Source organism: Allomesorhizobium aridi (genome assembly GCF_043769475.1).
Classification (GTDB): Bacteria; Pseudomonadota; Alphaproteobacteria; order Rhizobiales; family Rhizobiaceae; genus Allomesorhizobium.
The window spans coordinates 1,362,312-1,386,754 of record NZ_CP171729.1; the positions used below are offsets into that span (position 1 = coordinate 1,362,312).

The following is a 24,443-nucleotide window of genomic DNA, read 5'->3' on the forward strand; positions in this document are numbered from 1 at the left end:
CTGCTTCAGAACAGGCGTTCGCGCACATAGATGGTGTCTCCAGGCAGGAGCGGATCGGAGGTCAGCACCCTGCCGGTCATCACCTCGCCGTTTATGTCGCGGGTGACATCGACATTGGCCTGGTTGGCGCGCGGCGTGAAGCCGCCGGCGATCGCGACCGCCTTGTGGACGGTGAGGCCGGGAACATAGGAATACTGTCCGGCCGAGCCCACTTCGCCCATCACGAAGATCGGCCTGTATCGGTCGATCTCGACCGATACGTCGGGGTCGCGCAGAAACCCTTCCTGCAGCTTGGCGGCAAGGGCGGCTTCGACCTGCTGTGCGGTGTGTCCGCGCGCCGGCACGGCCCCGACCAGCGGAAAGGCGATATAGCCGGATTGATCGACGGCGTAGGTGTTGGTCAAGCCTTCCTGCTCGAATACGGTGACGCGAACGCGGTCGCCGGCGCCGAGCCGGTAGGGCTGGTCGAGAATTTCGTGGAACGCGGCGGGCGCGGGCCGGTAGCTCGAACACCCGGCGACCAGCAATGCGACGGCAAGCGCGTGGAAGACGGGCAGGGGTCTCTTCATGGCCTTACACGTACCTTTGACGATCTTCCCGGACGCGGTCGCCGGTAATCTTTGCTCGATGCGGTTATCGTCCCGTTAGGGTTAATGGCCGGTAAAGGCCGGCCTTCCGGGCGTAGAAAGCGCTGTATCGCGGGGGCGAACCAGAGCCGCCTGCCGTTCGGCGCGGGACGCCCAGGCATCTTAACCCCTGAGTTACCATAGTTGTTTACGGTGCCTCCATTACATCCCGGAGTGGCAGGCATGTCAGGCGTCCAATCCACCGCCAGCGATATCGACATCGATCTGGGCCGGCTGTTTTCCAGCCTGGCGCGGAACTGGCTGCGCACCCTGACGGTCGCGCTTGCGGCAACCGCGCTGGCCTTCGTCATCGCATGGTCGGCCACGCCGCACTACCAGGCAGAGACCCGCATCCTGATCGAGACGCGCGAATCGGTTTTCACTCGGCCGGAAAGCAGCGGCGAGAACGAGCGCCCGATCCTCGACGAGGAAGGCGTGACCAGCCAGGTCGAGGTGATCTCGTCGACCGACATACTGAAGCAGGTCGCCAAGAAGCTCGATCTGGCCAGCCGGCTTGAATTCGACCCCGCGGCCGGCATGTCGCTGGCCGGCAGGCTCCTGGTGATCGCCGGCCTGAAGAGCGATCCCGCCGAAGTGCCGCCCGAGGAGCGCGTGCTCAAGGCTTTCCGGGAGAAACTGCTCGTCTACCGGGTCGAGAAGTCGCGTGTCATCGTGATCGAATTCTCGTCGGAGGATCCGCGGCTTGCGGCAGAGGTTCCGAACGCCATCGCCGACGCCTATCTCGCCGTCAGCCGCGATGCCAAGCTGCAATCGAACTCGGCCGCCACCGACTGGCTCGAGCCCGAGATCGCCGATCTGGGCAGGCGGGTTAAGGAAGCGGAAGCGCGCGTCGCGGAATTCCGTTCGCAGTCGGATCTTCTGGTCGGCCAGAACAACTCGGTGCTGGCCACGCAGCAGCTTTCGGAGCTCTCGACGGAACTTTCGCGGGTGCGCGCCGCCAGGGGCGCGGCCGAAGCGACGGCGCAGGCCGTCAGGGCTGCGCTCGACAGCGGCGGTTCGTTGGATGCGTTCCCGGAGGTGCTGTCCTCCAGCCTGGTCCAGCGCCTGCGCGAGCGGGAGGCGCAGCTCCGCGCCGACATCGCCGACCTCTCCACCACGCTGCTCGACAACCATCCGCGCATCCGCGCGCTGAAATCGCAGCTCGCCGACCTCGACCGGCAGATCCGGACGGAAGCCGAGAACATCCTGAAAGGGCTTTCGGCGGAAGCCACGACGGCGCAGGCGCGCGAGCGCCAGCTTGTCGCCGACCTGAATACGCTGAAGGCAGAATCGTCGCGCGCCGGCGAGGAAGAGGTCGAGCTCCGGGCGCTGGAGCGTGAAGCCGCCGCGCAGCGCGAACTGCTCGAATCCTATCTTGCGCGCTATCGCGAAGCATCGTCGCGCCGCGACGGCAACTACCTGCCCGCCGACGCGCGGGTGTTTTCGCGCGCCATCATGCCGTCGGAGCCATATTTCCCAAAAACCCTGCCGATCGTGATTGCGGCTTTCGTCGCGTCGCTGATGATCATGGCGGTGATTACCCTGCTGCAGGAGCTGTTTTCGGGACGCGCGATGCGCCCGGCTTCCGGCGCGCGCTTCGCGCCGGTCGAGCAGGTGGCGATGCCTGCGCCGGCCGAACGGGTCGAAGTCGCCGCCGAGCGCACCGAGCCGCTGCCGCCGGTCGCCCGCGAGAGCGAACCCGAGCCGAAGCCGGAGCTCAAGCCTATTCCGGCAACGTCTGGCTTGGGAGAGATCGACATCGAACACGCCGCGGAAAAGCTGATCGCCGGCGGCGCGACGCGGGCGCTGTTCATTTCGCCCGAGGGCGACGAGGCGGCTGCCACCGCCGTGCTGGTCGCGCGCGAAGTGGCCGACGCCGGCTTGCGCGTGCTGCTGCTCGACCTGACCGCGTCGGGGGCGGCCTCGCGTCCGATGCTCGACAGCAGGCGTCTTGCCGGCATCACCAACCTGCTTGCCTCCGAGGCGCAGTTCACCGACGTGATCCACCCCGACCATTATTCGGACTGTCACGTCATTCCGGTCGGCACCGCCGATCCGGTGCGCGCCATGCGCGCCGCCGACCGGCTGCCGATCATCCTGGAATCACTGACCACCGCCTATGATGTGGTGATCGTCGAATGCGGCCCGGCCGATGCCGACAGCATCCGCCGGCTGGTGACGGAGGATACGGAGATACTGGTTTCCGTCCTGTCGCCGGCGGACGAGGTGCTGGCCGCCCGCGACGACCTCGAAGCCGGCGGCTACGGCAGCCTGACGCTGGTCACGCCCGAAGGGAGCGTCAGCCCGATGTCGCCGGTCCCTGGGCGCAGCGCCGCCTAGTCTTCCGCGGATGTTGCCGGCTGACCCGCGGTCTTTTTGCGCAGCGCCTTGGTCAGCTTCCAGATCAGAGGGCTGGTTTTGACGAAGGCTTTCAGCCGCGCATAAAGTTGCATCGAGACCGCGAAGGCTCGGCCTTTCAGGGTCAGCGGCGCGACCACGTCCATGTGCCGTGTCTCGATATTGCACCAGAGCCGCTTGTAGGGCTCGTCGCCGACGCTGAAATCATAGACCGAAAAGCCCTGATCGCAGGCCTCGCGGATATTGTCGAAGAACAGGAAATCGCCCGGGCTGGCATGCGCCAGATCGTCCTCGGCGATGGCGCCGAACTCGCAGACCAGCCGTTTTCCCGAGCGGCTGGAGCCGGTGACCGCGCGCAGCTTGCCGTCGACCTCCAGCCCGTGCAGCACGAAGGGCGGCGGGTTGGCTGCGAGCGCGTCGGTGAACAGCGCGCGAAAGAACGCCTGCACTTTTGCGTCGCCGAAGACATTGGCGATGCCGGCCCGGCGGAAGCGATCCTCCTTCATGACGAAGAAGGCTTCGAGCATGCGCGCGACTTCGGCGGCTGTAGTCGCCTCGATGCGCCTAAAACCGCCGGCCGCCTCGAATTTGCGTGTCTGCGAGCGGTGCTTCTTGCGCTTTCGCTTGCCGCTCGCCCGGTCGAGCAGCGCATCGAAGCCGCCGTCGAGGCAGACGGCGAGCGACAGGTTGGGGCTCGCGTAATGAGGCAGCGCCAGCAGCGGGTTAGCCAGATCCTCCAGGTCAGGCAGCAGGCGCTCCAACGCCACTATGTCGATGTCGGGTCGCGCCCGGCCGATTTCGGCCGTCAGCGCCTTCATCTGCGCTTCGCCGGCCGTCGCCAGCCACGACGGGTCTGCAGCCGCGAAATTGCCGTTGGCATGTGAGCCGCCCATGAAGCGGGCGATCCGCACCGGGCCGGCGCGCACGATTTCGATCGCCAGCGCAAACACCGGACGGTCTCTGGAGAAAACCGTCGCAACGAGGTGATCCGTCTCGGCTTTCGCCGTCCAGGCCTCGACCCATTCCGGGCTTTGTGCGGGTGCGAAGACGCCGGTTCGGCAAAGCTCCGCATAGCGCTCCAGGACTTCCGGCGTGGCGCTGGCGACCGTAATGGATAGGGCCGTGACGGCCGTCTTCCGGATGGAGGCGGCGGCGGCGCTTTTGGCGCCAATTGACCGAGCCGCGTCAACCATCCTTCAATCCTTCGGGCGTAAGCATTGCGCCGTGGGGCTTCGCGTCACAGCGTTCCATTTGATGGGACGAGACTAGCCGCAAAAGGTGAATGAATGATCGACGGGGGCGAAGCGATCCGCAAACTGGCCCTGAACGTCGCCAGGTTTACCGGATTGGCGCCCCTGGCGAGGCCGCTCGTCGGCGGGGTCGGCGCGATCCTGATGCTGCACCGGGTCACCGCCAATCCGGAGAAGCCGCTCGGCATAAACCGGCATCTGAACATAGCGCCCGATTTCCTCGACGCTGTGCTCTGCGACATGAAGGCGCGCGGCTACGAATTCGTGACGCTCGACGAGGCGGTCGAACGCCTGCGCAAGGGCGGCAAAACCGGCCAGTTCGCCACCATCACCGCCGACGACGCGTATCGCGACAATTTTACCGAAGCGCTGCCGGTGCTGGAGAGGCATCGCGCACCACTGACCATCTATGTGGCGCCGGCGCTGATCAGCGGCGACGCCGATCTCTGGTGGGACGTGGTCGACGAGATCGTCGGCAAGGGCGAGACGATCTCGCTGGAGACGAGGCGCGGCCGGGAAACGATCGACTGCTCGACGCCCGCGAAGAAATTCGCCGCCAATGCGCGGCTGCACGAACATCTGACGGCCGATGTTCGCGAAGAGGACCAACGCCAGGTCCTGCACGTGCTCGCGCGGTCCAGCGGCATCGATCCGGATGCGCCCCGGCGCAAGACGCTGATGGACTGGGACGAGATCCGCCGGATCGCCGCGCATCCGCTGGTGACGATCGGGGCGCATACGGTGCACCACTACAATCTGATGCGGCTCGACGAGGAAACCGCCCGGCGCGAATTGACCGACGCGGCCCGGATGCTGGAATCCGAGATCGGGCAAAAGGCAAGACACATGGCCTATCCCTATGGCTATGTCGGCGCGGTCGGCGAGCGCGAAGTGGCGCTGGCGCGCGAGGCCGGCTACGCGTCGGCGGTGACGACGCGCCACGGCGTGTTGCGGACCGAACATGCCGGGCATCTCCACGCCTTGCCGCGCATATCGGTCAATGGCCGCTACCAGCGCGTGGCCCACATCCGCACGATGCTGTCCGGCGTCACTACGCCGCTCGCCAACGCCGGTAAGATGGTGGTGACTGTCTAACCTAGCTGCTGGACACGGTGCGGAAGATCGCGACGGCGGCGGCCACCAAGGCAGCATTGTCGGACGCGGTCGTTCCGTCTGCCAGGTGCTTGCCATCTTCCAGCCCGACCCGCGTCGACCATCGCCGCTGATGCGCAAGCTCGACAAACGGCCAAACCGTCGCGTCGAAACCGTGCAGGAGGATGGCTCGCCCTATGCCCGCGCGGTCAAGTACCGCGGCAATGCCGTCAGCTACCTCTCGCGCGATTCCCAGATCCTGTTCTTCGATTTCAATCAGGATGCGGAGAACCCGTTGGTAATCGGGAAGGCTTACAAAGCGCTTCGCATCGGCAACCGAGGCAAGTCCTGCCTCTATCCCGATCCCGCGATGCCGGAGCAGTTTCATGACCGCCGGCGCATCGGCTTCCGACAGATTTACCGAAGCATAGTCCGGAAGCTCGTTCCACGCTGCAATGGAATCGCGGGTTCTCTTCTCATCGTTTTCTATCCATGCTCCGGTGGACACGCCGACAAGCGTGCCGGGGCAGGCGAGGCGAACGGCAGCAATAGTCGTGTCCACCGCAGCCAGGCTTTCTTGCCCGCTCGGCCCACGCGGGTGAATGTGCAGTTCGGCGGCGCCAGCGGCTACGCAAGCCGCGCCATCGCCCGCCATTGCTGCCGCCGTGAGCGGAAGTCGAGGGTGGAAGTCACCAGGACGCGCGCCGTTCAGGCAGGCTTGAACGATCATGGTTCCGCTCAGCAAATGCAGTTACCGCAATATGCGCCGGAGGCTGCAACTCGGCTTCGGTATTCAACCCCAGCATAGTGCCAGTTGTCCGTTACTACTACCGCCCCACCTTCGGCGGCAGGATCATCCATTTGATGATCGCCATGGCCGGCAGGATCCATAAAAGCCCCGTCAGCAGAAAAAAGGCGAGGTGGGTCAGCGGCCCGGATTCGGCGAGCTGCGCCACCGCGACCGTCGTCGCTATCAGCGCATAGACTATCACCAGCAGGATAAGCAGGATCGTTCCGATGAGTTTCTTCAGGCGAACGGGCATTCGTTTTCGGTCCAATGTCGGGGCTCCGCATAGAACCTTGCAGCGCATGGCACAAGACTGCCGCCATTTCCCGCGCCTGGCGCGACGGCGTGCCGCGCCCGATAAAGCCTTGAAAGCGCCGCCGCATTGGTCCACCACTCGGCCGAAACATGGGAAAAGGGGCTCGATGGCATCGATCACGACAGGCGGCGAACCGATCGCCACCCGCGAGCTGCGCAACCGCGCACTGGTGCGCGGCTGGCTTTACTGCGTGCTCGTCGTGCTGTTTGCGCTGGTGCTGGTCGGCGGCGCGACGCGGCTCACCGATTCCGGCCTGTCGATCACCGAATGGAAGCCGATCCACGGCGTCATCCCGCCGCTTTCAGACGCCGACTGGCACGAGGAGTTCGAAAAATACCGGCAGATCCCGGAATACCAGCAGATCAACCAGGGCATGAGCCTCGACGCTTTCAAGCGCATATTCTGGTGGGAGTGGGCGCATCGCATCCTGGCGCGCGGCGTCGGCTTCGTCTTCGCGCTGCCGCTGCTGTTCTTCTGGGCAACCGGGCGCATCGAGCGCCGCCTGACGCCGAGGCTGCTGGGCATACTGGCGCTCGGCGGGCTGCAGGGCGCCATCGGCTGGTGGATGGTGGCTTCCGGCCTCGTCGAGCGAACAGACGTCAGCCAGTACCGGCTGGCCATGCACCTGACGCTCGCCGCGACGATCTTCGCCGCAACCATGATCGTCGCGCGCGGCCTGGCGCCGCATTCCGAGGCCGAGGCGGGACAGGCGACGCGTCGCTTCGCCGGCCTGCTCGTGATCCTGACGCTGGTCCAGATCTACCTCGGCGGGCTGGTCGCCGGGCTCGACGGCGGCATGAGCTTCAACACCTGGCCGCTGATGGACGGAAGGCTCGTGCCCGGCGACATGTTCATCCTCGAGCCCATGTGGCGCAATTTCTTCGAGAATCCGAAGATGGTGCAGTTCGTCCATCGTCTTGGCGCCTATATCGTCTTTGCCGCGGCGCTCTGGCATATGATTTCCGTGCGCCGCCGCGAGCCCGGAACGACGCATGCGCGCCGCGCCCTTGTGCTGTTCCATCTGGTGCTGGCGCAGGCGCTGATCGGCATCGCCACGCTGGTCATGCAGGTGCCGCTGCACTGGGCGCTGCTGCACCAGGGTTTTGCGCTGATCGTGCTCGGCTTCGCCGCCGCCCATTGGCGCGGAACCAAGGGCGCCTACCCGCTGCCGAGCAAGATGATCAGAAGTTAAAGCGCACGTCGCGGATGGCAGCCGCGATGGACAACTCCCGGCCTTCCTCGGCGTCGTTGTCGTCCTCGCCATGCCAGGATGCCGACAGGCAGCCATAGGCGACGGCGTGGTCGAGAATGGCGTCGACGTCTTGGCCGAGCGTTTTGGCGAAGGTCTCGGCCATCGAGGCGATGCATCGGGTCGAGGCAGAGATCGTCTCGGTCGAGCGGATTGTAGAAGATGTTCGCCGCGTCGAAACCGGGATCGCCGAGTACACCCTTAGGGTCGATCGCCAACCAGCCGCGCGGGCCGTGCATGATGTTTTCGTGGTGCAGGTCGCCATGCAGAGGGCGCATGTCGCGCGGATTGGCCAGAAGCCGGTCCGCGATCCCGGCCGCCTCGACATAGAGGCTTTCCTCGTCCGCGTCGCGATCGGCCTTCGCTCGCTTGAACAGGCTCGCAAAACGCTCGCTGAGCGGCTGCAGGTCGCGCGGGATAGGGCGGCCTGATGGCGCAAACAGCCGCGCCATAACTTCCGCCGCTATCTCGGTGGCGATCGCGTCGCCATACATGTTGAGATCGTCGGCCAGATGCCGCTCGCCTGCATATTCGAGCAACATTCGGTTGCCGTCGAAGCCGAGCAGCTTTACCGCGCCGTCGCCGTTCCGCCAGTCCAGGAAATGGGCGCCACGCAACTCGTCCTCGACGTCGTCGAAAGGCTTGAGATCCTTGACCACGGCGGGTCTGCCGTCGCCGAGCCGCACCTTCCAGATGCGGCTCGAGAAGGTTTCGTCGATGAGGATCGGCTCCGAGACCGTCCATTCCAGTGGAAAGTCGGGCGATTTGGCCGATATGGGATGTGCATCCTTCAAAGCGGGCCGGCTACTCTGAAGTGCTGATGTCGAACGCATTCATGGCTGTGTACGGGCTGAGAGGAATCTCCGCGCCGCATAAAGCGCCACCGCTGCGGCGTTCGAGACGTTGAGCGAGCGGATTTCGCCAGGCATGTCGAGGCGGGCGAGCGTGGTCACCGTCTCGCGCGTCTTCTGCCTGAGGCCCTTTCCCTCGGCCCCCAGCACGAGGGCGATCCTTTCGGCCGAGAAACTTGGCTCCAGTTCCGTCAGCCCGTCCGAATCGAGACCGATGGTCTGGAAGCCGGCCTCGTGCAATTGGCCGAGCGCGTCGGCCAGGTTCTTCACCTCGATCTGGTCGATATGCTCCAGCGCGCCGGACGCGGCCTTGGCGAGAACGCCCGATTCCTGCGGGCTGTGGCGCGCCGTGGTGATCAGCGCGCCGGCGCCGAAGGCGACCGCCGAGCGTATGATCGCGCCGACATTGTGCGGGTCGGTAACCTGGTCGAGCACCAGCACCAGTGTGGCGTCGCCCAGCGCCTCGAGCCGCTTCGGCTTCAGCGGCTCGGCCTCGACCAGCACGCCCTGATGCACGGCGTCGCTGCCGGTGACCTTGTCGATCTCCTTCGGCTCGACGATCTCGACCGGGAAGGGCAGGGTGGCGATGTCGCCGATGGCCAGCCGCTCCAGCGCATTGCGGGTCACCAGCATTTTTCTGATCCTGCGGCGCGGATTGTCGATTGCGGCGCGCACCGTATGAAGGCCGTAGAGCCTAAGCAGCCCTTCGGCCGGAGCCTCGCCCGGCGGCGTCGATGGCCGCTGGCGAAAGGCTGCCGGCGGGCCGCCGGCCTTCTGGTCGCGGAAACTGCGCCGCAGCTTCGCGTAGTGGGTATCTTTCGGCGTTCTGGATTTCTTGTCGTCGTTCATGGCCGTTCCTATATCCGCGGCCCGGCGCTTTGGATAGGCGCGTGAAAAGGCCCGCCGAATTTCAGGGCGAAATCGCGCCTGGCGCGGTTGACAGGATTTTGCCGTGCCGCCATAAGGCGCTTCGCGAAGCCGGCATGCCGTTGATCTTGCTGCCGGTCGCGCGAAAAATGCCTCGCAGCATGGCTCCCGGCAGCAGTTTGGAGAGGTGCCCGAGTGGTTAAAGGGGACGGACTGTAAATCCGTTGGCTCAGCCTACGTTGGTTCGAATCCAACCCTCTCCACCACTGCCGGCCCGGAAGCCCGCGCATGGTCCGCAAAGCGGTATCGCTTTTCGGCAAGGATCATGCGAAGACAGCGCGGCGCGGGTGTAGCTCAATGGTAGAGCAGCAGCCTTCCAAGCTGAATACGAGGGTTCGATTCCCTTCACCCGCTCCAGAGCTGAACATCCCGATTGCTTCGCGAACCCGTTTTGAGTGTGCCACTGCATTCTGCAGGCGTTGCCGAAAAGACGTGGAGGCTGGCGAAGGCGAGCCGGGAAAGACCTGAGGGTCGCCGCAGGCGGCGCCCTGTGGCCGCCCTCAAGAGGCGAGCCTTCCATTCGGTCCGGATGATATCCATATAGGCCGAGGTTTCCAAACGAGGAGCCGATTTCCGGCACGAGGACAAGGCCCGGCCAAAAGGCACTTGTGTTTTTTTGCCGTTCTCGCTAATCGCCCCGCATTCGAAACGAGCCTAATCCCTGCCGCCAAAGGAAAGAATACGATGGCCAAGAGTAAATTCGAGCGCACGAAGCCGCATGTGAACATTGGCACGATTGGCCATGTCGACCACGGCAAGACGTCGCTGACGGCTGCGATCACCAAGTATTTCGGCGAGTACAAGGCGTACGACCAGATCGACGCGGCGCCGGAGGAGAAGGCGCGCGGCATCACGATCTCGACGGCGCATGTCGAATACGAGACGGCGGCGCGCCACTACGCCCATGTCGACTGCCCCGGCCACGCCGACTATGTGAAGAACATGATCACCGGCGCCGCACAGATGGACGGCGCGATCCTGGTGGTTTCGGCCGCCGACGGCCCGATGCCGCAGACCCGCGAGCACATCCTGCTTGCCCGCCAGGTCGGCGTGCCGTCGATCGTGGTGTTTCTGAACAAGGTCGACCAGGTCGACGACGCCGAGCTTCTGGAGCTGGTCGAGCTCGAAGTGCGCGAGCTTCTGTCGAAGAACGAGTTCCCGGGCGACGACATTCCGATCGTCAAGGGTTCGGCGCTGGCAGCACTTGAAGACTCGGACAAGAAGATCGGCGAGGACTCGATCCGCGAGCTGATGGCTGCAGTCGACGCCTACATTCCGACGCCCGAGCGTCCGATCAACATGCCGTTCTTGATGCCGATCGAGGACGTGTTCTCGATCTCGGGCCGCGGCACGGTGGTGACCGGCCGCGTCGAGCGCGGGGTGGTCAAGGTCGGCGAGGAGCTGGAAATCGTCGGCATCCGCCCGACCACCAAGACGACCTGCACGGGTGTGGAAATGTTCCGCAAGCTGCTCGACCAGGGCCAGGCGGGCGACAACATCGGCGCGCTGTTGCGCGGCGTCGACCGTGAAGGCGTCGAGCGCGGCCAGGTTCTGGCCAAGCCGGGCTCGGTCAAGCCGCACAAGAAGTTCAAGGCCGAGGCCTACATCCTGACCAAGGAGGAGGGCGGCCGCCACACGCCGTTCTTCACCAACTACCGTCCGCAGTTCTATTTCCGCACGACCGACGTGACCGGCATCGTGCAGCTGCCGGAAGGCACCGAGATGGTGATGCCGGGCGACAATGTGACGGTCGATGTCGAGCTGATCGTGCCGATCGCCATGGAAGAGAAGCTGCGCTTCGCCATCCGCGAAGGCGGACGCACCGTCGGCGCCGGCGTCGTCGTGACGATCGTCGAGTAACCGCAGCACCATCTGTGGTGAGCGTCGTGAGTATCACCGAGTAGAAAAGCGCCTAATAAAAAAGGCGGTCTCAGGCCCGCCTTTTTTATGCCGCGTCGCGATTCCAGATCAGGTGCCGGTCCACAGTCGGAGACCGCTATCGTTTGCTAGATCGGCTTCGGTCGTCAGCAGGCGCGGATGGTCTTTCAGACGATTGAGGACAAAAGCATCCTCCTGCATCTGACGCCGTTCGCGGGCGAGATGATCGTAGGAATGGCCGGCCTTGGACAGCGAAAGTCCCGCGACTACGATTTCGGGCACTCCGAGCAGCAGTCCGTAACAGATCGCAGCGACCCCATTGGTGACCTTGCCCCAGTCGCCGATGGAGGCCAACGATGCGCCGCTGACCTGGGTGACGACGGCCTGGCGTTCTTCCCGCGTCATCGTTGCCAGGCTGCCGATGTATGTGTGCGGTCTGAAGAGCAGAAGCAACTTGAGCAGTAGGACCGGATAATCGTGGATCCAAAGAAGCGCCCCGGTGTCGAGCTTCGGGTGCTCCTGCCATGATTTGTGCTTGGCGCGCAGCGTGAGCGCGGCGCGCCCCAGACCAAGTTCCGCCGCTGTGCGCCCGGCATTGTTGATATCTATCCGCAAATGCGTAGCCGCCAGGCTCGCCGGGATGGTTGGCGAGGGCGCCGAACCGAGGATGAGCCAGGGCTTGTCGAGAAGGCCAAGGCCTCTAAGCCATCTCGAATGGCTCGAAAGGAGTTTGTGCAGAGTTGCCTCACCGGGCGAAGTTTCAGGCACCCGTCCAGAGCCTTATGCCGATCGTCTCCGCAACGCTCGGCTCCGTCGTCAGGATTTCGCTTCGGTCACGAAGTTGGGAAAGCACGAGGGTATCCTCTTCCACTTGCCGGCGAGGCCGATTGACGTCGTTATAGGAATGTCCATCTTTCGATAGAGAGAACCCTGCCAGCACGATTTCCGGAACGCCGACGAACAAACCGTAACACAGGGCAGCTACCCCATTCGTGACCTTTCCGCGATCGCCGACGCCGCGCGGCGAAATTCCCGCGACCGCCCTGACGATCGTGTCGCGTTCGGCTCGCTTGATCCGCATGATAGTGTTCACATGGACCCGGGGCAGCAAGAGAAGGCGCAAATACAACAACATGACCGGAGCCGTGTGATACCAAATCAACCCACGCGTCCGCAGCGTCGGGTGTTCCGACCACGGCTTGGTTTTCTTGCGGAATGTCAGATCCGCATCGCCCAGGCCGAGCTGTTGCGCGGTGCGTCCCGCATTGTTGATGTCCACGCGCGCATGGCTTCTCAGCAGGGCTTCCGGCAGTATCGGCGATGGTGCGGAGCCCAGGATCAGCCAGGGCCGATTGAGGACGCCTAGGCCATCGAGCCATTCGCGTTGCCGATCGCGAAAGTCGTCGGGGAGGGTCGTTCTTCTTGCAAGAGAGGCTGTGTCCGGCATATCAGTGCTCACTTATCCCGCTCGCGCGGCTCAGGAAATTCTTCATCGGCCGGCACGGCGCGTCGGGATCGCATCCCGGATCAGATCCGCAATGCGGCGCGCCTCGTCCGGCGGCGAGTAGTCGTAGTGGCCGATCTCGCCTTCGAATGGTCTCGTCAGGCCCAATGTGGCGCTCATGTCGGCATGAAACCACTCGAACTTGTCGAGCTTGTCGCACGGCGTTTTTGCCAGGTCGAACGAATAGACGGGACGGCCGGAGGTGACCGCTTCGCAATTCATTGTGATCGTGTCTTTCGTGATCAGGAATGCGTCGGCGGCGGCGAGGAAATCGATATACGGATTGGTGCCGGTTCTGTCCCATACGACGATACGCTCGCTGCGCAATGCCAGCAGCCGCGACAGGATCGTCGGCTCGGAGCGACGTGAGGTGGAAACCAGGGCCGTCCAACCCTGCGCCGCGAGTCCTCTCACCGTCGCGATCAGCTTTTCGATGGTGGCGTCGTCGAACAGGTAGGCGCCGTTGGAACCGCCGATCAGAACAGTCACTACTTTTGCACCAACCTTGACCCAAGCCGCCCGCGCCGCTGGGCGCGCGTTTTCCAACCTCTCGCGTGTCACCTGATGCGGGACGCCGAGCATTTGGTGGAAGTTGGCTGTCTTGGCCTTTGCCTCGGTCCAGTCGTGGCGCGAGATGAACGCCATGTCGTATTGGCCGACGAACTCTGGCTGGGGCGTTTGAAGATGCACCGTGAAGGGCCGCTTGCGGCAAGCCTTGGCGATCGCGAATACGTGTCGCGGGGCCATGCTTCCGCAAGAGATGATGATGCCGGGTTCAGGTTGCTGGAGATCGCGATACGGCGAAAGCAGACCGGTCCGCCAGCGTCGCAGCTTTTTAGAGACGACGACGGAATGTGGCTCGGGATCGATATGGCGGCCCACGCCGACGCATTGTGTAAGCGTCCCGGCCTTTACTTCACTGACAGTCCATACTCGCATTTGAATCTAGCCTTTTGACGCGGCCAACACGGCCGACGAGCCGGCGGCGGCAGCGTGCCGACGGATTGTTCAGGCGATGACGCCTGTCCTGTTGAGGAGAGCTTGAACCGCCGTAGCCTGTTCTCCTCCTGCTGAGCGGCAAGCCTCTTCCATAAAGTTCGCATACTCGGCAGCGAGATCCCGCCTGGAAGGCGGCTCATGTTTCGGTTGCGAAAGCATCTCCGCCGCTGCCTGAGACAGTGGTCCGTCACCATCGACAAGTCTTATCAGGGGTGATAGCTCGCTCAGCCATTTGTTCTTGCCGGTCTTCACGTCGAACAGCAGGGATGGTACGCCGCAAAGCAGGCTCAACATCGCCATGTGATATCGGCCGCCGATGTGCAGACTGCATTGGGAAAGCGTCTCTGCCGCTACGGGCAGGCTGGCGGTCTCTGCGAAAATTCCGTTCATGCGGCGTATTTCCGGCACAAAATCCGAAAAGTGTGATGACGCGCGGGTCAGTACGATTGGCCGCAAGCGTTGTTCCTTACAGACAGCGAGCGCCTTGACGCAGATATCGCGATCGTCCTCCACAGAATTGCGGGCGCCTGTCGTGATCAGGCAGGCATTGCGCTGCTCGTCGAAGCGAGGCGGCTGATAGAGCAGACCGGCATCGGGAATATAGCGAACGCCGTAGGCCTCGGCAGAAAAGCGATCCCGTCCCGCGACCGCGCCGGTCAGCGGGAAGAGATCGCGGAGGAACGTTCCTCGCTCGGCATCATAGGAAGGAATAGTTCCGTTGACGACCGCCGTGCTCTTTCCGAGCACAAGCGCAAGCAGGATTGGGGAAAAAAGATAACCAAACCCCGGAGGTCGACGTCGTCGTCGAGCGCCCCTTCAGGTTGGAGAACAACCAGGGCGGATCGGCGGACCTGTTGTACTGCGTCGGCGCCGTAGCCTGTTCGCACCATGGCCTCTAACGTTTTCTCGATCGTCGCCCGGCTGTTCGGCTCCGTCGGACTGGGTTTGGATCGAAACACACTGAACCGGAAACCGCTGGAAACGATTGTGGCTTGGGGGAGCGTCCTGGCGATGACGGATTTGAGGCTCTGGCTGGTGAGCCTGCAGCCGATATTGGGCCTGCGGTCCGTGTCGTTGAAAAGCGCGACGAGGTCGGAGCCGACGGCGGGCGCCGCCGGGGCATCTTCCAACTCGGTGATATAGCTGTCGTATCTGGTCCAGTAGCCGAGATCGTCGCCGCGGGCGGCTTGCTCGCAACAGATGCGGTGAGCGGCGGGATACAGGCCCGCTTCCGCCGCAACCTCAAGCGCGCGGGTGGCGTAGCGCTCGTTTGTTGGCTGCCGATCGTATGCAGCGAGAAAGCGGCGTGCCGCCGCTGCCATATCATTCTTGCTGAGGCTCTTGGCCGACTTCCAGTAATAAAGCGCGATTAGTCGGTCGAGGATCATCTTCGTCCAGTGTGCTTGTTTGCTTGGAGCTTCCGGCCACCAGACGGGCCACGAGCCGACCGCTATAGCAGCACGTGAAGAACAGAGGCAAGGCTGGTCCTGAACCGCTGATTCGCTGGCGGCTCCCCCATCTGTCAGCCGGGGACATTACCGAGTTGTTGGGCAAGCGGTGACGACGACAGCGCGTGGCTTAATAGGCCTGCCCGTCTTGCGCGGTTGAGAGCCCGTATCAGGTGGTACCGGAGCCTCGCGTTGGACGCGATGCCGACACGACGTGCGATGAACCCCCTCAAACTCTTGACGAACCCCGCATGAAACGGGGTGGCGACGAACAGTCTGCAACCTAAATTTCGATTGAGCCGCGAAATCATGTCATTCGACTACAGAGGTCGCCATGCAATCGGAAAACGAAGGAAATCGGGGCAGTACATTTGACGAGGGCCGCGGAATTCGAAATCCATTCAATGTCATGGATGTCCCCAACCCTGACGACCGGGAAGTGCAGGAGTTCGCCGCCAGCGCCAAGCTCGAGGGAGCCGCGGACGATGAAAACGCAACGGCTTGGGGGACATGCGACCGCGATCAATATGACTCGATCGAAGGAAATTGGTCCAGCCGATGGAACGGTGGCGTGGACAGCACGATCAAGGGAGACGCCAGGAACAAATGGAAACAGGGACGGGCCGAAGTGAGAACGGAAGGCGAGCGTGTGTACCTGCTGTTCGACTGGGACCACGGAGCGCGCAGAGGTCTCATCGATGCGTGGTGCACCGGCGCAACAAGACTGGTTGGGAAATACATTAATCTGGGCGACCCGGCGATAACACGCCCTTGGATCGGCTTGATCGCGAGCAATCGGCGAATAGACGGGAAATGGCCCGGAGGGCGTCTGGATTTCCGCAGGTAGAGCAGCCGACGGCTCGATCTCGCTGGCAGGCGAAGGCTCTGTCGCCCGTTCACAGCAACACCGTGACCCAAACGCCGGACTTGAGTTCTTTCACGCTTTGTGAAATGAACGCGTCCGCGATAGGGGTATAGCTCAGTTGGTAGAGCGGCGGTCTCCAAAACCGCAGGTCACAGGTTCGAGCCCTGTTGCCCCTGCCAGCGGCGGCCTCGCCGCCCTGGAAATGAGAGATATAGCCGGTTGCGGGACGATTGGATGGTTCCGCAATTGCGCGTTTGGCAAGTAAGACGGATTTTTTGGCACTTGCGCTGCCGGGGAATCGGTTTTATGTAGGCATAACAGACACGCGACGCGTGGAGCTGGTAATCCGGCTTTACGCGTCCGAAATGTATGGGCGGAACATAAGCGGCGATTCGCTGGGTTCCGGTACCATGCAGCGGCATCTCCCGGCCAACGGGAACATCCAAAGGCCCGGCTTCGCCGGCCTTGAAAGCAGGCGGCACATGGCATCGAAAACCACCAACCCCTTCACCTTCCTCCAGCAGGTAAGGTCGGAGACGGCGAAAGTGACGTGGCCGTCGCGGCGCGAGACGGTGATTTCGACGATCATGGTTCTGGTTTTCGCGGTCATCGCGATGATCTTCTTCTTCGCCGCAGACCAGCTGATGGCCTTCGGGGTCGAACTGATCCTCGGCATCGGCCGCTGATACCGGCGAATACGGAGAATTTTAGATGACTGCGCGCTGGTATATCGTCCACGCCTATTCGAACTTCGAAAAGAAGGTCGCCGAGGACATCGAGCACAAGGCCAAACAGAAGGGCCTCGGCGATTTGATCGAGCAGATCATCGTGCCGACCGAAAAGGTCGTGGAGGTGCGCCGCGGCCGCAAGGTGGACGCCGAGCGCAAGTTCTTCCCGGGCTATGTGCTGGTGCGCGCGACTTTGACCGATGCGGTGTTCTCGCTGATCAAGAACACGCCGAAAGTGACTGGCTTCCTTGGCGATTCCAAGCCGGTGCCGATCTCCGACAAGGAGGCCGAGCGCATCCTGCACCAGGTCCAGGAAGGCGTGGAGCGGCCGAAGCCTTCGGTCACTTTCGAGATCGGCGAGCAGATACGCGTCTCGGACGGGCCCTTCGCCTCGTTCAACGGCTTCGTCCAGGAAGTGGACGAGGAGCGGGCGCGGCTCAAGGTGGAAGTTTCGATCTTTGGGCGCGCCGTGCCCGTCGATCTCGAATTCGGACAGGTCGAAAAGAGCTGATCCGATTTGCCGGTTGCCCTTTCAGGCATCCCGGCAGGCGGCGGGCAATAGCTTTGCTGCCGAAGCGGTGGGAGGAAGACGCGGGCTTAGCCGGCCGCGGCGACCAGACCACCAGACTGCAACCGCCGGACTTCCTTCTTTGAAAAGAGGGGCCGGCATGACAACAAGGCAGACAAGAGATGGCTAAGAAAGTTGCGGGCCAGCTCAAGCTCCAGGTTTCCGCGGGTTCGGCGACACCGTCGCCCCCGATCGGCCCTGCGCTTGGTCAGCGTGGCATCAACATCATGGAATTCTGCAAGGCGTTCAACGCCCAGACGCAGGAAATGGAAAAGGGCTCGCCCGTTCCGGTCGTGATCACCTATTACCAGGACAAGTCGTTCACCTTCGTCATGAAGACGCCGCCGGTGAGCTACTTCCTGAAGAAGGCCGCCAATCTGAAGTCGGGCTCCAAGGAGCCGGGCAAGGTCAAGGCCGGCACGGTTTCGCGCGAAAAGGTGCGTGAGATCGCGACTGCCAAGATGAAGGATTTGAACGCGAACGACGTGGACGCGGCAATGCGCATGGTCGAGGGCTCCGCCCGCTCCATGGGCCTGGAAGTGGTGGGCTGAGATCATGGCAAAGATTGCAAAGCGCGTAGCCAAGTCCCGCGAAGGCGTCGATCCGAACAAGGCCTATGCCCTGAGTGAAGCGATCAAGCTGCTCAAGGACCGCTCGACCGTGAAGTTCGATGAAACCATCGAAGTGGCGATGAACCTCGGTGTCGATCCGCGTCATGCCGACCAGATGGTCCGCGGCGTGGTCAATTTGCCGAACGGCACCGGCCGCACCGTGCGCGTCGCGGTGTTCGCCAGGAACGAGAAGGCTGACGAAGCCCGCGCCGCCGGCGCAGACATCGTTGGCGCCGAAGACCTGGTCGAGATCGTGCAGAAGGGCGAGATCAATTTCGACCGCTGCATCGCGACGCCGGACATGATGCCGCTGGTCGGCCGCCTCGGCAAGGTGCTCGGACCTCGCGGCATGATGCCGAACCCGAAGGTCGGCACCGTGACCGCCGACATCGCCGGAGCCGTGAAGGCCTCCAAGGGCGGCGCCGTCGAGTTCCGCGTCGAAAAGGCCGGCATCGTGCATGGCGGCGTCGGCAAGGTTTCTTTCGACGTCAAGGCGCTGGAAGAGAACATCCGCGCCTTCACCGATGCGGTGAATCGGGCCAAGCCGGCGGGCGCCAAGGGCGTCTACCTCAAGAAGGTGTCCGTCACCTCGACGATGGGCCCCGGTCTGAAGGTCGATCTGTCGACCATCAACCCGGCCTGACGAGATCGATCGGGATCATGCCGTAACGGGCTGACCCCACGAAGAATTCCGGGGCCTCCAGAGATGGAGGGCCTGGATTCCGGAAGCCGAAGAAAGCTTCCGGACATCCTGTCCGAGATTGCAGGCGGCTCAGCCTTAATCACTTCGAGCCTGCATGAGACGGGTGAAGACCTGACAAGGGAGCGAATGCTCCGCTGAAAGGTTCGAACCGTGTTTGCCTTTTGTCTGCGCACCAACCCAAACGACCGGGCTGGTGTGGCGAAAGGGGGCAGGATCCTCGAGCCGCCGTTCGGGAGATCTGGAAGTTCTGGATAGCCCGCCCGGCAAAAGGCAACCCGACAGCCGTTTCACAGGGAAACGGCCGTCAACTGGAGATAGGCAGTGGACAGAGCGGAAAAACGCGAACTCGTCACGGGCCTGAATGAAGCGTTCTCGAACGCCGGTTCAGTCGTCGTGGCCCACTATGCCGGTATCACCGTTGCGCAAATGAACGACCTCCGGTCGAAAATGCGCGCCGCGGGCGGCACCGTCAAAGTCGCGAAGAACCGTCTCGCCAGAATCGCTCTTCAGGGCACGGAATCCGAGGGAATCCAGGATCTGTTCATCGGACAGACGCTGGTCGCCTTTTCGGACGATCCGATTGCAGCGCCGAAGGTCGCGTCCGATTTCGCCAAGGGCAATGACAAGCTTGTCATTCTCGGCGGGTCGATGGGCTCGACCACGCTCAACGCCGACGGTGTGAAGGCTTTGGCCACGCTCCCGTCGCTCGACGAGCTTCGCGCGCGTCTGGTTGGCATGATCGCCACCCCGGCAACCAGGATCGCCCAGGTCGTCAACGCGCCGGCAGCCCAGCTTGCCCGCGTGTTCGGCGCCTATGCCCGGAAGGACGAGGCGGCATGAGGCCGTTCCTCGCTATCACAAACACACGTTCGAACCTTATGAAGGAATGCAACAATGACTGATCTCACCAAGATCGTAGACGACCTTTCGAAGCTGACCGTCCTCGAGGCGGCCGAACTTTCGAAGCTGCTTGAAGAGAAGTGGGGCGTTTCGGCTGCCGCTCCGGTTGCCGTTGCCGCTGCCGGCGGTGGCGCTGCTGCTGCCGCGCCGGTTGAAGAGAAGACCGAATTCGACGTCGTTCTCGCCGAAGCCGGCGCCCAGAAGATCAACGTGATCAAGGAAGTGCGCGCCATCACCGGTCTTGGCCTGAAGGAAGCCAAAGATCTGGTGGAAGCCGCTCCGAAGCCGGTCAAGGAAGGCGTCAACAAGGCAGACGCCGAGAAGATCAAGGCCCAGCTGGAAGCAGCCGGCGCCAAGGTCGAGCTGAAGTAAGTACGGTTTCGGCGGGCGGCGAAAAGCCGTCCGCCGGTCCCGTAGCGGGACGAGTGTTTGGAAAACCTCTTTCCTGAGGGCCGGAACCGGCCTTCAGGAAACGGGTTTTCACCCGTTTCTGGACGGACCGCCGACAGGCGGCGTGCAAAATCGAGAGACCGCCGGCGGAGGCGGTCGACAATTGCAAGGCGAGCCCTAGCGCGGCGCGCCCCAAGAGAGCTAGCCAAGGAGCGACGATGGCCCAGACCCAGACTTTCAATGGCCGCAGACGCGTACGCAAATTCTTCGGAAACATCCCGGAAGTTGCGGAGATGCCGAACCTTATCGAGGTTCAGAAGGCATCCTATGACCAGTTCCTGATGGTGGACGAGCCCAAGGGCGGCCGTCCGGACGAGGGACTGCAGGCCGTTTTCAAGTCGGTCTTCCCGATTTCCGATTTTTCCGGCTCGTCGATGCTGGAATTCGTGAAGTACGAATTCGAGGGACCGAAATTCGACGTTGACGAATGCCGTCAGCGCGACCTGACTTATGCCGCGCCGCTGAAGGTGACGCTGCGCCTTATCGTGTTCGATATCGACGAGGATACCGGCGCGAAGTCCATCAAGGACATCAAGGAGCAGGACGTCTACATGGGTGACATGCCGCTCATGACCTTGAACGGCACCTTCATCATCAACGGCACCGAGCGCGTCATCGTCTCGCAGATGCACCGCTCGCCGGGCGTCTTCTTCGACCACGACAAGGGCAAGTCGCACTCGTCGGGCAAGCTTCTGTTTGCCGCGCGCGTCATCCCTTATCGCGGCTCGTGGCTCGATATCGAGTTCGATTCCAAGGACGTCGTGCACGCCCGCATCGACCGCCGCCGCAAGATTCCGGTGACGTCGCTCTTGATGGCGCTCGGCATGGATGCCGAGGAGATCCTTTCGACCTTTTACAACAAGATCGAGTACCGGCGTTCGGGCGACCATTGGCGCATTCCGTTCTCCGTTGACCGTTTCCGCGGCCTGAAGGCCGTTGGCGACCTTGTTGACGCAGATACCGGCGAAATCGTTGTCGAGCAGGGCAAGAAGATCACCGCCCGCCAAGCCAAGCAGCTTGCCGACAAGGGCCTGAAGGCGATCAAGGCGACCGAGGACGACCTCTACGGCAGCTATCTGGCCGAGGACATCGTCAATTTCCAGACCGGCGAGATCTATCTCGAAGCCGGCGACGAGATCGACGAGAAGACGCTGAAGGTTCTGCTTTCGACGGGCGCGGAAGAGTTCCAGGTTCTCGATATCGACCACATCAATGTCGGCGGCTACATCCGCAACACGCTCGCGGTTGACAAGAACGAGAGCCGCCAGGACGCGCTGTTCGACATCTACCGTGTAATGCGTCCCGGCGAGCCGCCCACGATCGACACCGCCGAGGCGATGTTCAACTCGCTGTTCTTCGATGCGGACCGCTATGACCTCTCGGCCGTCGGTCGCGTCAAGATGAACATGCGCCTCGACCTCAAGGCCGAGGACACCGTTCGCGTGCTGCGCAAGGAGGACATCCTTGCCGTGGTCAGGACGCTGGTCGAACTGCGCGACGGCAAGGGCGAGATCGACGATATCGACAATCTCGGCAACCGCCGCGTGCGTTCGGTCGGCGAGCTGATGGAAAACCAGTATCGCGTCGGGCTGCTTCGCATGGAGCGCGCGATCAAGGAGCGCATGTCGTCGATCGAGATCGACACCGTCATGCCGCAGGATCTGATCAACGCCAAGCCGGCGGCCGCCGCCGTGCGCGAGTTCTTCGGTTCCTCGCAGCTCTCGCAGTTCATGGACCAGACCAACCCGCTGTCGGAGATCACCCACAAGCGCCGCCTTTCCGCGCTTGGACCCGGCGGTCTGACCCGCGAGCGCGCCGGCTTCGAGGTGCGCGACGTGCACCCGACGCATTACGGCCGCATCTGCCCGATCGAAACGCCGGAAGGCCCGAACATCGGTCTTATCAATAGCTTGGCGACGTTTGCTCGTGTCAATAAGTACGGCTTCATCGAGACGCCGTACCGCAAGATCGTCGACGGCAAGGTGACGCTGGACGTCAGCTATCTGTCGGCCATGGAAGAGTCCAAGCACTATGTCGCGCAGGCCAACGCCCAGCTCGACAAGGACGGCCGCTTCGTCGACGAATTCGTCATCTGCCGGCATGCCGGCGAGGTGATGATGGCGCCGCGCGAAAACGTCGACCTGATGGACGTATCGCCGAAGCAGCTCGTTTCGGTCGCCGCGGCGCTGATCCCGTTCCTGGAGAACGACGACGCCAACCGCGCGCTGATGGGCTCGAACATGCAGCGTCAGGCCGTGCCGCTGGTGCGCGCCGAAGCGCCGTTCGTCGGCACCGGTATGGAGCCGATCGTCGCCCGTGACTCGGGCGCCGCAATCGGCGCACGCCGCGGCGGCATCGTCGACCAGGTTGATGCGACGCGTATCGTCATCCGCGCGACGGAAGATCTCGATCCGGGCAAATCCGGCGTCGACATTTACCGGCTGATGAAGTTCCAGCGCTCGAACCAGAACACCTGCATCAACCAGCGTCCGCTGGTCAGGATGGGCGACAAGGTCAACAAGGGCGACATCATAGCCGATGGCCCGTCGACCGATCTCGGCGATCTGGCGCTCGGCCGCAACGTGCTCGTCGCGTTCATGCCCTGGAACGGCTACAACTACGAGGATCTGATCCTTCTCTCCGAGAAGATCGTGTCGGACGACGTCTTCACCTCGATCCACATCGAGGAGTTCGAGGTCATGGCCCGCGACACCAAGCTCGGGCCTGAGGAAATCACGCGCGATATCCCGAACGTCTCGGAGGAAGCGCTGAAGAACCTCGACGAGGCCGGCATCGTCTATATCGGTGCGGAAGTGCTGCCGGGCGACATCCTGGTCGGCAAGATCACGCCGAAGGGTGAGAGCCCGATGACGCCGGAGGAAAAGCTCCTGCGCGCCATCTTCGGCGAGAAGGCTTCGGACGTGCGCGATACCTCAATGCGCATGCCGCCCGGAACCTACGGCACGGTCGTCGAAGTCCGCGTGTTCAACCGCCACGGCGTGGAGAAGGACGAGCGCGCCATGGCGATCGAACGCGAGGAGATCGAGCGTCTCGCAAAGGACCGCGACGACGAGCAGGCGATCCTCGACCGCAATGTCTATTCGCGCCTTTCCGACATGCTTGTCGGCAAGGAAGCGATCGCTGGGCCGAAGGGCTTCAAGAAGGGCACCAAGCTCTCCAGGGAGATGCTCGGCGAGTACCCGCGTTCGCAGTGGTGGCAGTTCGCCATCGAGGACGAGAAGCTGCAGAGCGAGCTCGAGGCACTGCGCGGCCAGTACGACGATTCCAAGAAGGCGCTCGAGCAGCGCTTCATGGACAAGGTCGAGAAGGTGCAGCGCGGCGACGAGATGCCGCCCGGCGTCATGAAGATGGTCAAGGTCTTCGTGGCAGTGAAGCGCAAGATGCAGCCCGGCGACAAGATGGCCGGCCGTCACGGCAACAAGGGCGTCGTCTCGCGGATCGTTCCGGTCGAGGACATGCCGTTCCTCGAGGACGGCACGCATGCCGATATCGTGCTCAATCCGTTGGGCGTGCCGTCGCGCATGAATGTCGGCCAGATCCTGGAGACGCATCTGGGCTGGGCCTGCGCCGGTATGGGCAGGAAGATCGGCGAGATGATCGAAGCCTACAAGGCCGATGGCAACATCAAGCCGCTGAGGGCCGAGATCGAGGACCTGATCCCGGAGAACGACCGCAACGAACCGGTTCGCCAGTTCGACGACGAGTCGATCGTTCGCCTCGGCGAGCAGATGAGGCGTGGCGTTTCGATCGCAACGCCGGTGTTCGACGGCGCGCACGAAGTCCACATCAACGAGATGCTGGAACGGGCGGGCCTTCACACCAGCGGCCAGTCGCAGCTCTATGACGGGCGCACGGGCGAACCGTTCGATCGCAAGGTGACGATGGGCTACATATATATGCTCAAGCTTCACCACCTCGTGGACGACAAGATCCACGCGCGCTCGATCGGGCCTTACTCGCTCGTTACCCAGCAACCGCTGGGCGGCAAGGCGCAGTTCGGCGGCCAGCGCTTCGGCGAGATGGAGGTCTGGGCGCTCGAAGCCTACGGCGCCGCCTACACGCTGCAGGAAATGCTGACCGTGAAGTCGGACGACGTGGCGGGCCGCACCAAGGTCTACGAAGCGATCGTTAGAGGCGACGACAGCTTCGAGGCCGGCATTCCGGAGAGCTTCAACGTTCTCGTCAAGGAAATGCGCTCGCTCGGCCTCAATGTCGAACTGGAAAACACCAGGATCGACGAACTGCCGGCGCGTCTGCCTGACGCTGCGGAGTAACAAAAAGGCGCGCCGCGGAGGTTCACTCCGCGGCTGCG

At 63.1% G+C, this 24,443-nt stretch carries 22 protein-coding genes, 3 tRNA genes and 1 pseudogene; 15 read left to right on the plus strand and 11 right to left on the minus strand.

Annotation, left to right across the window (positions count from 1 at the left end):
• Positions 1 to 5: 5 nt before the first annotated feature.
• Positions 6 to 569, minus strand: a complete 564-nt coding sequence (locus ACG873_RS08635) for a polysaccharide biosynthesis/export family protein (protein ID WP_394891348.1) — start codon at positions 567 to 569, stop codon at positions 6 to 8.
• A gap of 240 nt (positions 570 to 809) precedes the next feature.
• On the opposite strand from ACG873_RS08635, the gene ACG873_RS08640 reads away from it, so the two are divergent.
• Positions 810 to 2,966: a GumC family protein gene (locus ACG873_RS08640; RefSeq protein WP_394891349.1), complete on the plus strand. Its 2,157-nt coding sequence runs from the start codon at positions 810 to 812 to the stop codon at positions 2,964 to 2,966.
• Here ACG873_RS08640 and ACG873_RS08645 read toward each other — a convergent pair.
• On the minus strand, positions 2,963 to 4,177 hold the full coding sequence (locus tag ACG873_RS08645; RefSeq protein WP_394891350.1) for a GNAT family N-acetyltransferase: 1,215 nt from the start codon (positions 4,175 to 4,177) through the stop codon (positions 2,963 to 2,965). The genes ACG873_RS08640 and ACG873_RS08645 overlap by 4 nt on opposite strands.
• A 93-nt stretch (positions 4,178 to 4,270) precedes the next feature.
• Here ACG873_RS08645 and ACG873_RS08650 point away from each other — a divergent pair, with 93 nt between their 5' ends.
• Positions 4,271 to 5,329: a polysaccharide deacetylase family protein gene (locus tag ACG873_RS08650; protein ID WP_394891351.1), complete on the plus strand. Its 1,059-nt coding sequence runs from the start codon at positions 4,271 to 4,273 to the stop codon at positions 5,327 to 5,329.
• Between the two features lies 1 nt (position 5,330).
• Here ACG873_RS08650 and ACG873_RS08655 read toward each other — a convergent pair whose 3' ends face one another.
• Together ACG873_RS08655 and ACG873_RS08660 are read right to left on the minus strand one after the other, a co-directional pair.
• Positions 5,331 to 6,056 carry a 3-keto-5-aminohexanoate cleavage protein gene (locus tag ACG873_RS08655; RefSeq protein ID WP_394891352.1) on the minus strand — a complete coding sequence of 242 codons (726 nt, stop codon included), beginning with the start codon at positions 6,054 to 6,056 and terminating at the stop codon, positions 5,331 to 5,333.
• A gap of 97 nt (positions 6,057 to 6,153) precedes the next feature.
• Positions 6,154 to 6,369, minus strand: coding sequence for a DUF2842 domain-containing protein (locus ACG873_RS08660; RefSeq protein ID WP_394891353.1), 216 nt, complete (start codon positions 6,367 to 6,369; stop codon positions 6,154 to 6,156).
• Between the two features lie 166 nt (positions 6,370 to 6,535).
• On the opposite strand from ACG873_RS08660, the gene ACG873_RS08665 reads away from it, so the two are divergent.
• Positions 6,536 to 7,621, plus strand: coding sequence for a COX15/CtaA family protein (locus ACG873_RS08665; protein ID WP_394891354.1), 1,086 nt, complete (start codon positions 6,536 to 6,538; stop codon positions 7,619 to 7,621).
• Here the strand turns inward: ACG873_RS08665 and ACG873_RS08670 are convergent.
• A pseudogene (locus tag ACG873_RS08670) lies at positions 7,611 to 8,454 on the minus strand (aminoglycoside phosphotransferase family protein). The gene ACG873_RS08665 and the pseudogene ACG873_RS08670 overlap by 11 nt on opposite strands.
• A 57-nt stretch (positions 8,455 to 8,511) precedes the next feature.
• Entirely contained in the window at positions 8,512 to 9,378 is an 867-nt protein-coding gene (locus ACG873_RS08675) for a TrmH family RNA methyltransferase (protein ID WP_394891355.1), read from the minus strand.
• 199 nt (positions 9,379 to 9,577) lie between these two features.
• Between ACG873_RS08675 and ACG873_RS08680 the strand changes: the two genes are divergently transcribed.
• The 3 genes from ACG873_RS08680 to tuf all read left to right on the plus strand — a co-directional run bounded on the left by ACG873_RS08680 (position 9,578) and on the right by tuf (position 11,316).
• Positions 9,578 to 9,662, plus strand: a tRNA-Tyr gene (locus ACG873_RS08680).
• Positions 9,663 to 9,739: 77 nt separating this feature from the next.
• A tRNA-Gly gene (locus ACG873_RS08685) sits at positions 9,740 to 9,813 on the plus strand.
• 327 nt (positions 9,814 to 10,140) lie between these two features.
• Entirely contained in the window at positions 10,141 to 11,316 is a 1,176-nt protein-coding gene (tuf, locus tag ACG873_RS08690; RefSeq protein ID WP_394891356.1) for an elongation factor Tu, read from the plus strand.
• A 108-nt stretch (positions 11,317 to 11,424) separates the two neighbouring features.
• On the opposite strand, the gene ACG873_RS08695 is transcribed toward tuf, so the two are convergent.
• From ACG873_RS08695 to ACG873_RS08715, 5 genes are all read right to left on the minus strand, one after another.
• Positions 11,425 to 11,949, minus strand: a complete 525-nt coding sequence (locus ACG873_RS08695; RefSeq protein WP_394891357.1) for a hypothetical protein — start codon at positions 11,947 to 11,949, stop codon at positions 11,425 to 11,427.
• A gap of 145 nt (positions 11,950 to 12,094) precedes the next feature.
• Positions 12,095 to 12,781, minus strand: coding sequence for a hypothetical protein (locus ACG873_RS08700; protein WP_394891358.1), 687 nt, complete (start codon positions 12,779 to 12,781; stop codon positions 12,095 to 12,097).
• 42 nt (positions 12,782 to 12,823) lie between these two features.
• Entirely contained in the window at positions 12,824 to 13,777 is a 954-nt protein-coding gene (locus ACG873_RS08705; protein ID WP_394891359.1) for a mitochondrial fission ELM1 family protein, read from the minus strand.
• 69 nt (positions 13,778 to 13,846) lie between these two features.
• On the minus strand, positions 13,847 to 14,584 hold the full coding sequence (locus ACG873_RS08710; RefSeq protein WP_394891360.1) for a polysaccharide pyruvyl transferase family protein: 738 nt from the start codon (positions 14,582 to 14,584) through the stop codon (positions 13,847 to 13,849).
• Entirely contained in the window at positions 14,494 to 15,225 is a 732-nt protein-coding gene (locus ACG873_RS08715; protein ID WP_394891361.1) for a hypothetical protein, read from the minus strand. Before ACG873_RS08715 ends, ACG873_RS08710 begins: the two co-directional genes overlap by 91 nt.
• Before the next feature lie 394 nt (positions 15,226 to 15,619).
• Between ACG873_RS08715 and ACG873_RS08720 the strand changes: the two genes are divergently transcribed.
• The 9 genes from ACG873_RS08720 to rpoB all read left to right on the plus strand — a co-directional run bounded on the left by ACG873_RS08720 (position 15,620) and on the right by rpoB (position 24,405).
• On the plus strand, positions 15,620 to 16,132 hold the full coding sequence (locus ACG873_RS08720) for a hypothetical protein (RefSeq protein ID WP_394891362.1): 513 nt from the start codon (positions 15,620 to 15,622) through the stop codon (positions 16,130 to 16,132).
• Positions 16,133 to 16,253: 121 nt separating this feature from the next.
• Positions 16,254 to 16,329: transfer RNA gene (locus tag ACG873_RS08725), tRNA-Trp, on the plus strand.
• Between the two features lie 303 nt (positions 16,330 to 16,632).
• Positions 16,633 to 16,836, plus strand: a complete 204-nt coding sequence (gene secE, locus ACG873_RS08730) for a preprotein translocase subunit SecE (RefSeq protein WP_394891363.1) — start codon at positions 16,633 to 16,635, stop codon at positions 16,834 to 16,836.
• A 25-nt stretch (positions 16,837 to 16,861) separates the two neighbouring features.
• Complete coding sequence (gene nusG, locus ACG873_RS08735; RefSeq protein WP_394891364.1) at positions 16,862 to 17,389, plus strand: transcription termination/antitermination protein NusG; 528 nt, start codon at positions 16,862 to 16,864, stop codon at positions 17,387 to 17,389.
• A 179-nt stretch (positions 17,390 to 17,568) separates the two neighbouring features.
• Entirely contained in the window at positions 17,569 to 17,997 is a 429-nt protein-coding gene (rplK, locus tag ACG873_RS08740) for a 50S ribosomal protein L11 (protein WP_394891365.1), read from the plus strand.
• Between the two features lie 4 nt (positions 17,998 to 18,001).
• Positions 18,002 to 18,700, plus strand: a complete 699-nt coding sequence (gene rplA / locus ACG873_RS08745; protein WP_394891366.1) for a 50S ribosomal protein L1 — start codon at positions 18,002 to 18,004, stop codon at positions 18,698 to 18,700.
• A gap of 381 nt (positions 18,701 to 19,081) precedes the next feature.
• The gene (rplJ, locus tag ACG873_RS08750) at positions 19,082 to 19,600 is read left to right on the plus strand and encodes a 50S ribosomal protein L10 (protein ID WP_165033479.1); all 519 of its coding nucleotides are present in this window, start codon (positions 19,082 to 19,084) and stop codon (positions 19,598 to 19,600) included.
• 54 nt (positions 19,601 to 19,654) lie between these two features.
• A complete protein-coding gene (rplL, locus tag ACG873_RS08755) occupies positions 19,655 to 20,032 on the plus strand; it encodes a 50S ribosomal protein L7/L12 (RefSeq protein WP_394891367.1) in 378 nt (125 codons plus the stop codon).
• 236 nt (positions 20,033 to 20,268) lie between these two features.
• Positions 20,269 to 24,405, plus strand: coding sequence for a DNA-directed RNA polymerase subunit beta (gene rpoB, locus ACG873_RS08760; RefSeq protein ID WP_394891368.1), 4,137 nt, complete (start codon positions 20,269 to 20,271; stop codon positions 24,403 to 24,405).
• The last annotated feature ends 38 nt before the right edge of the window (positions 24,406 to 24,443 follow it).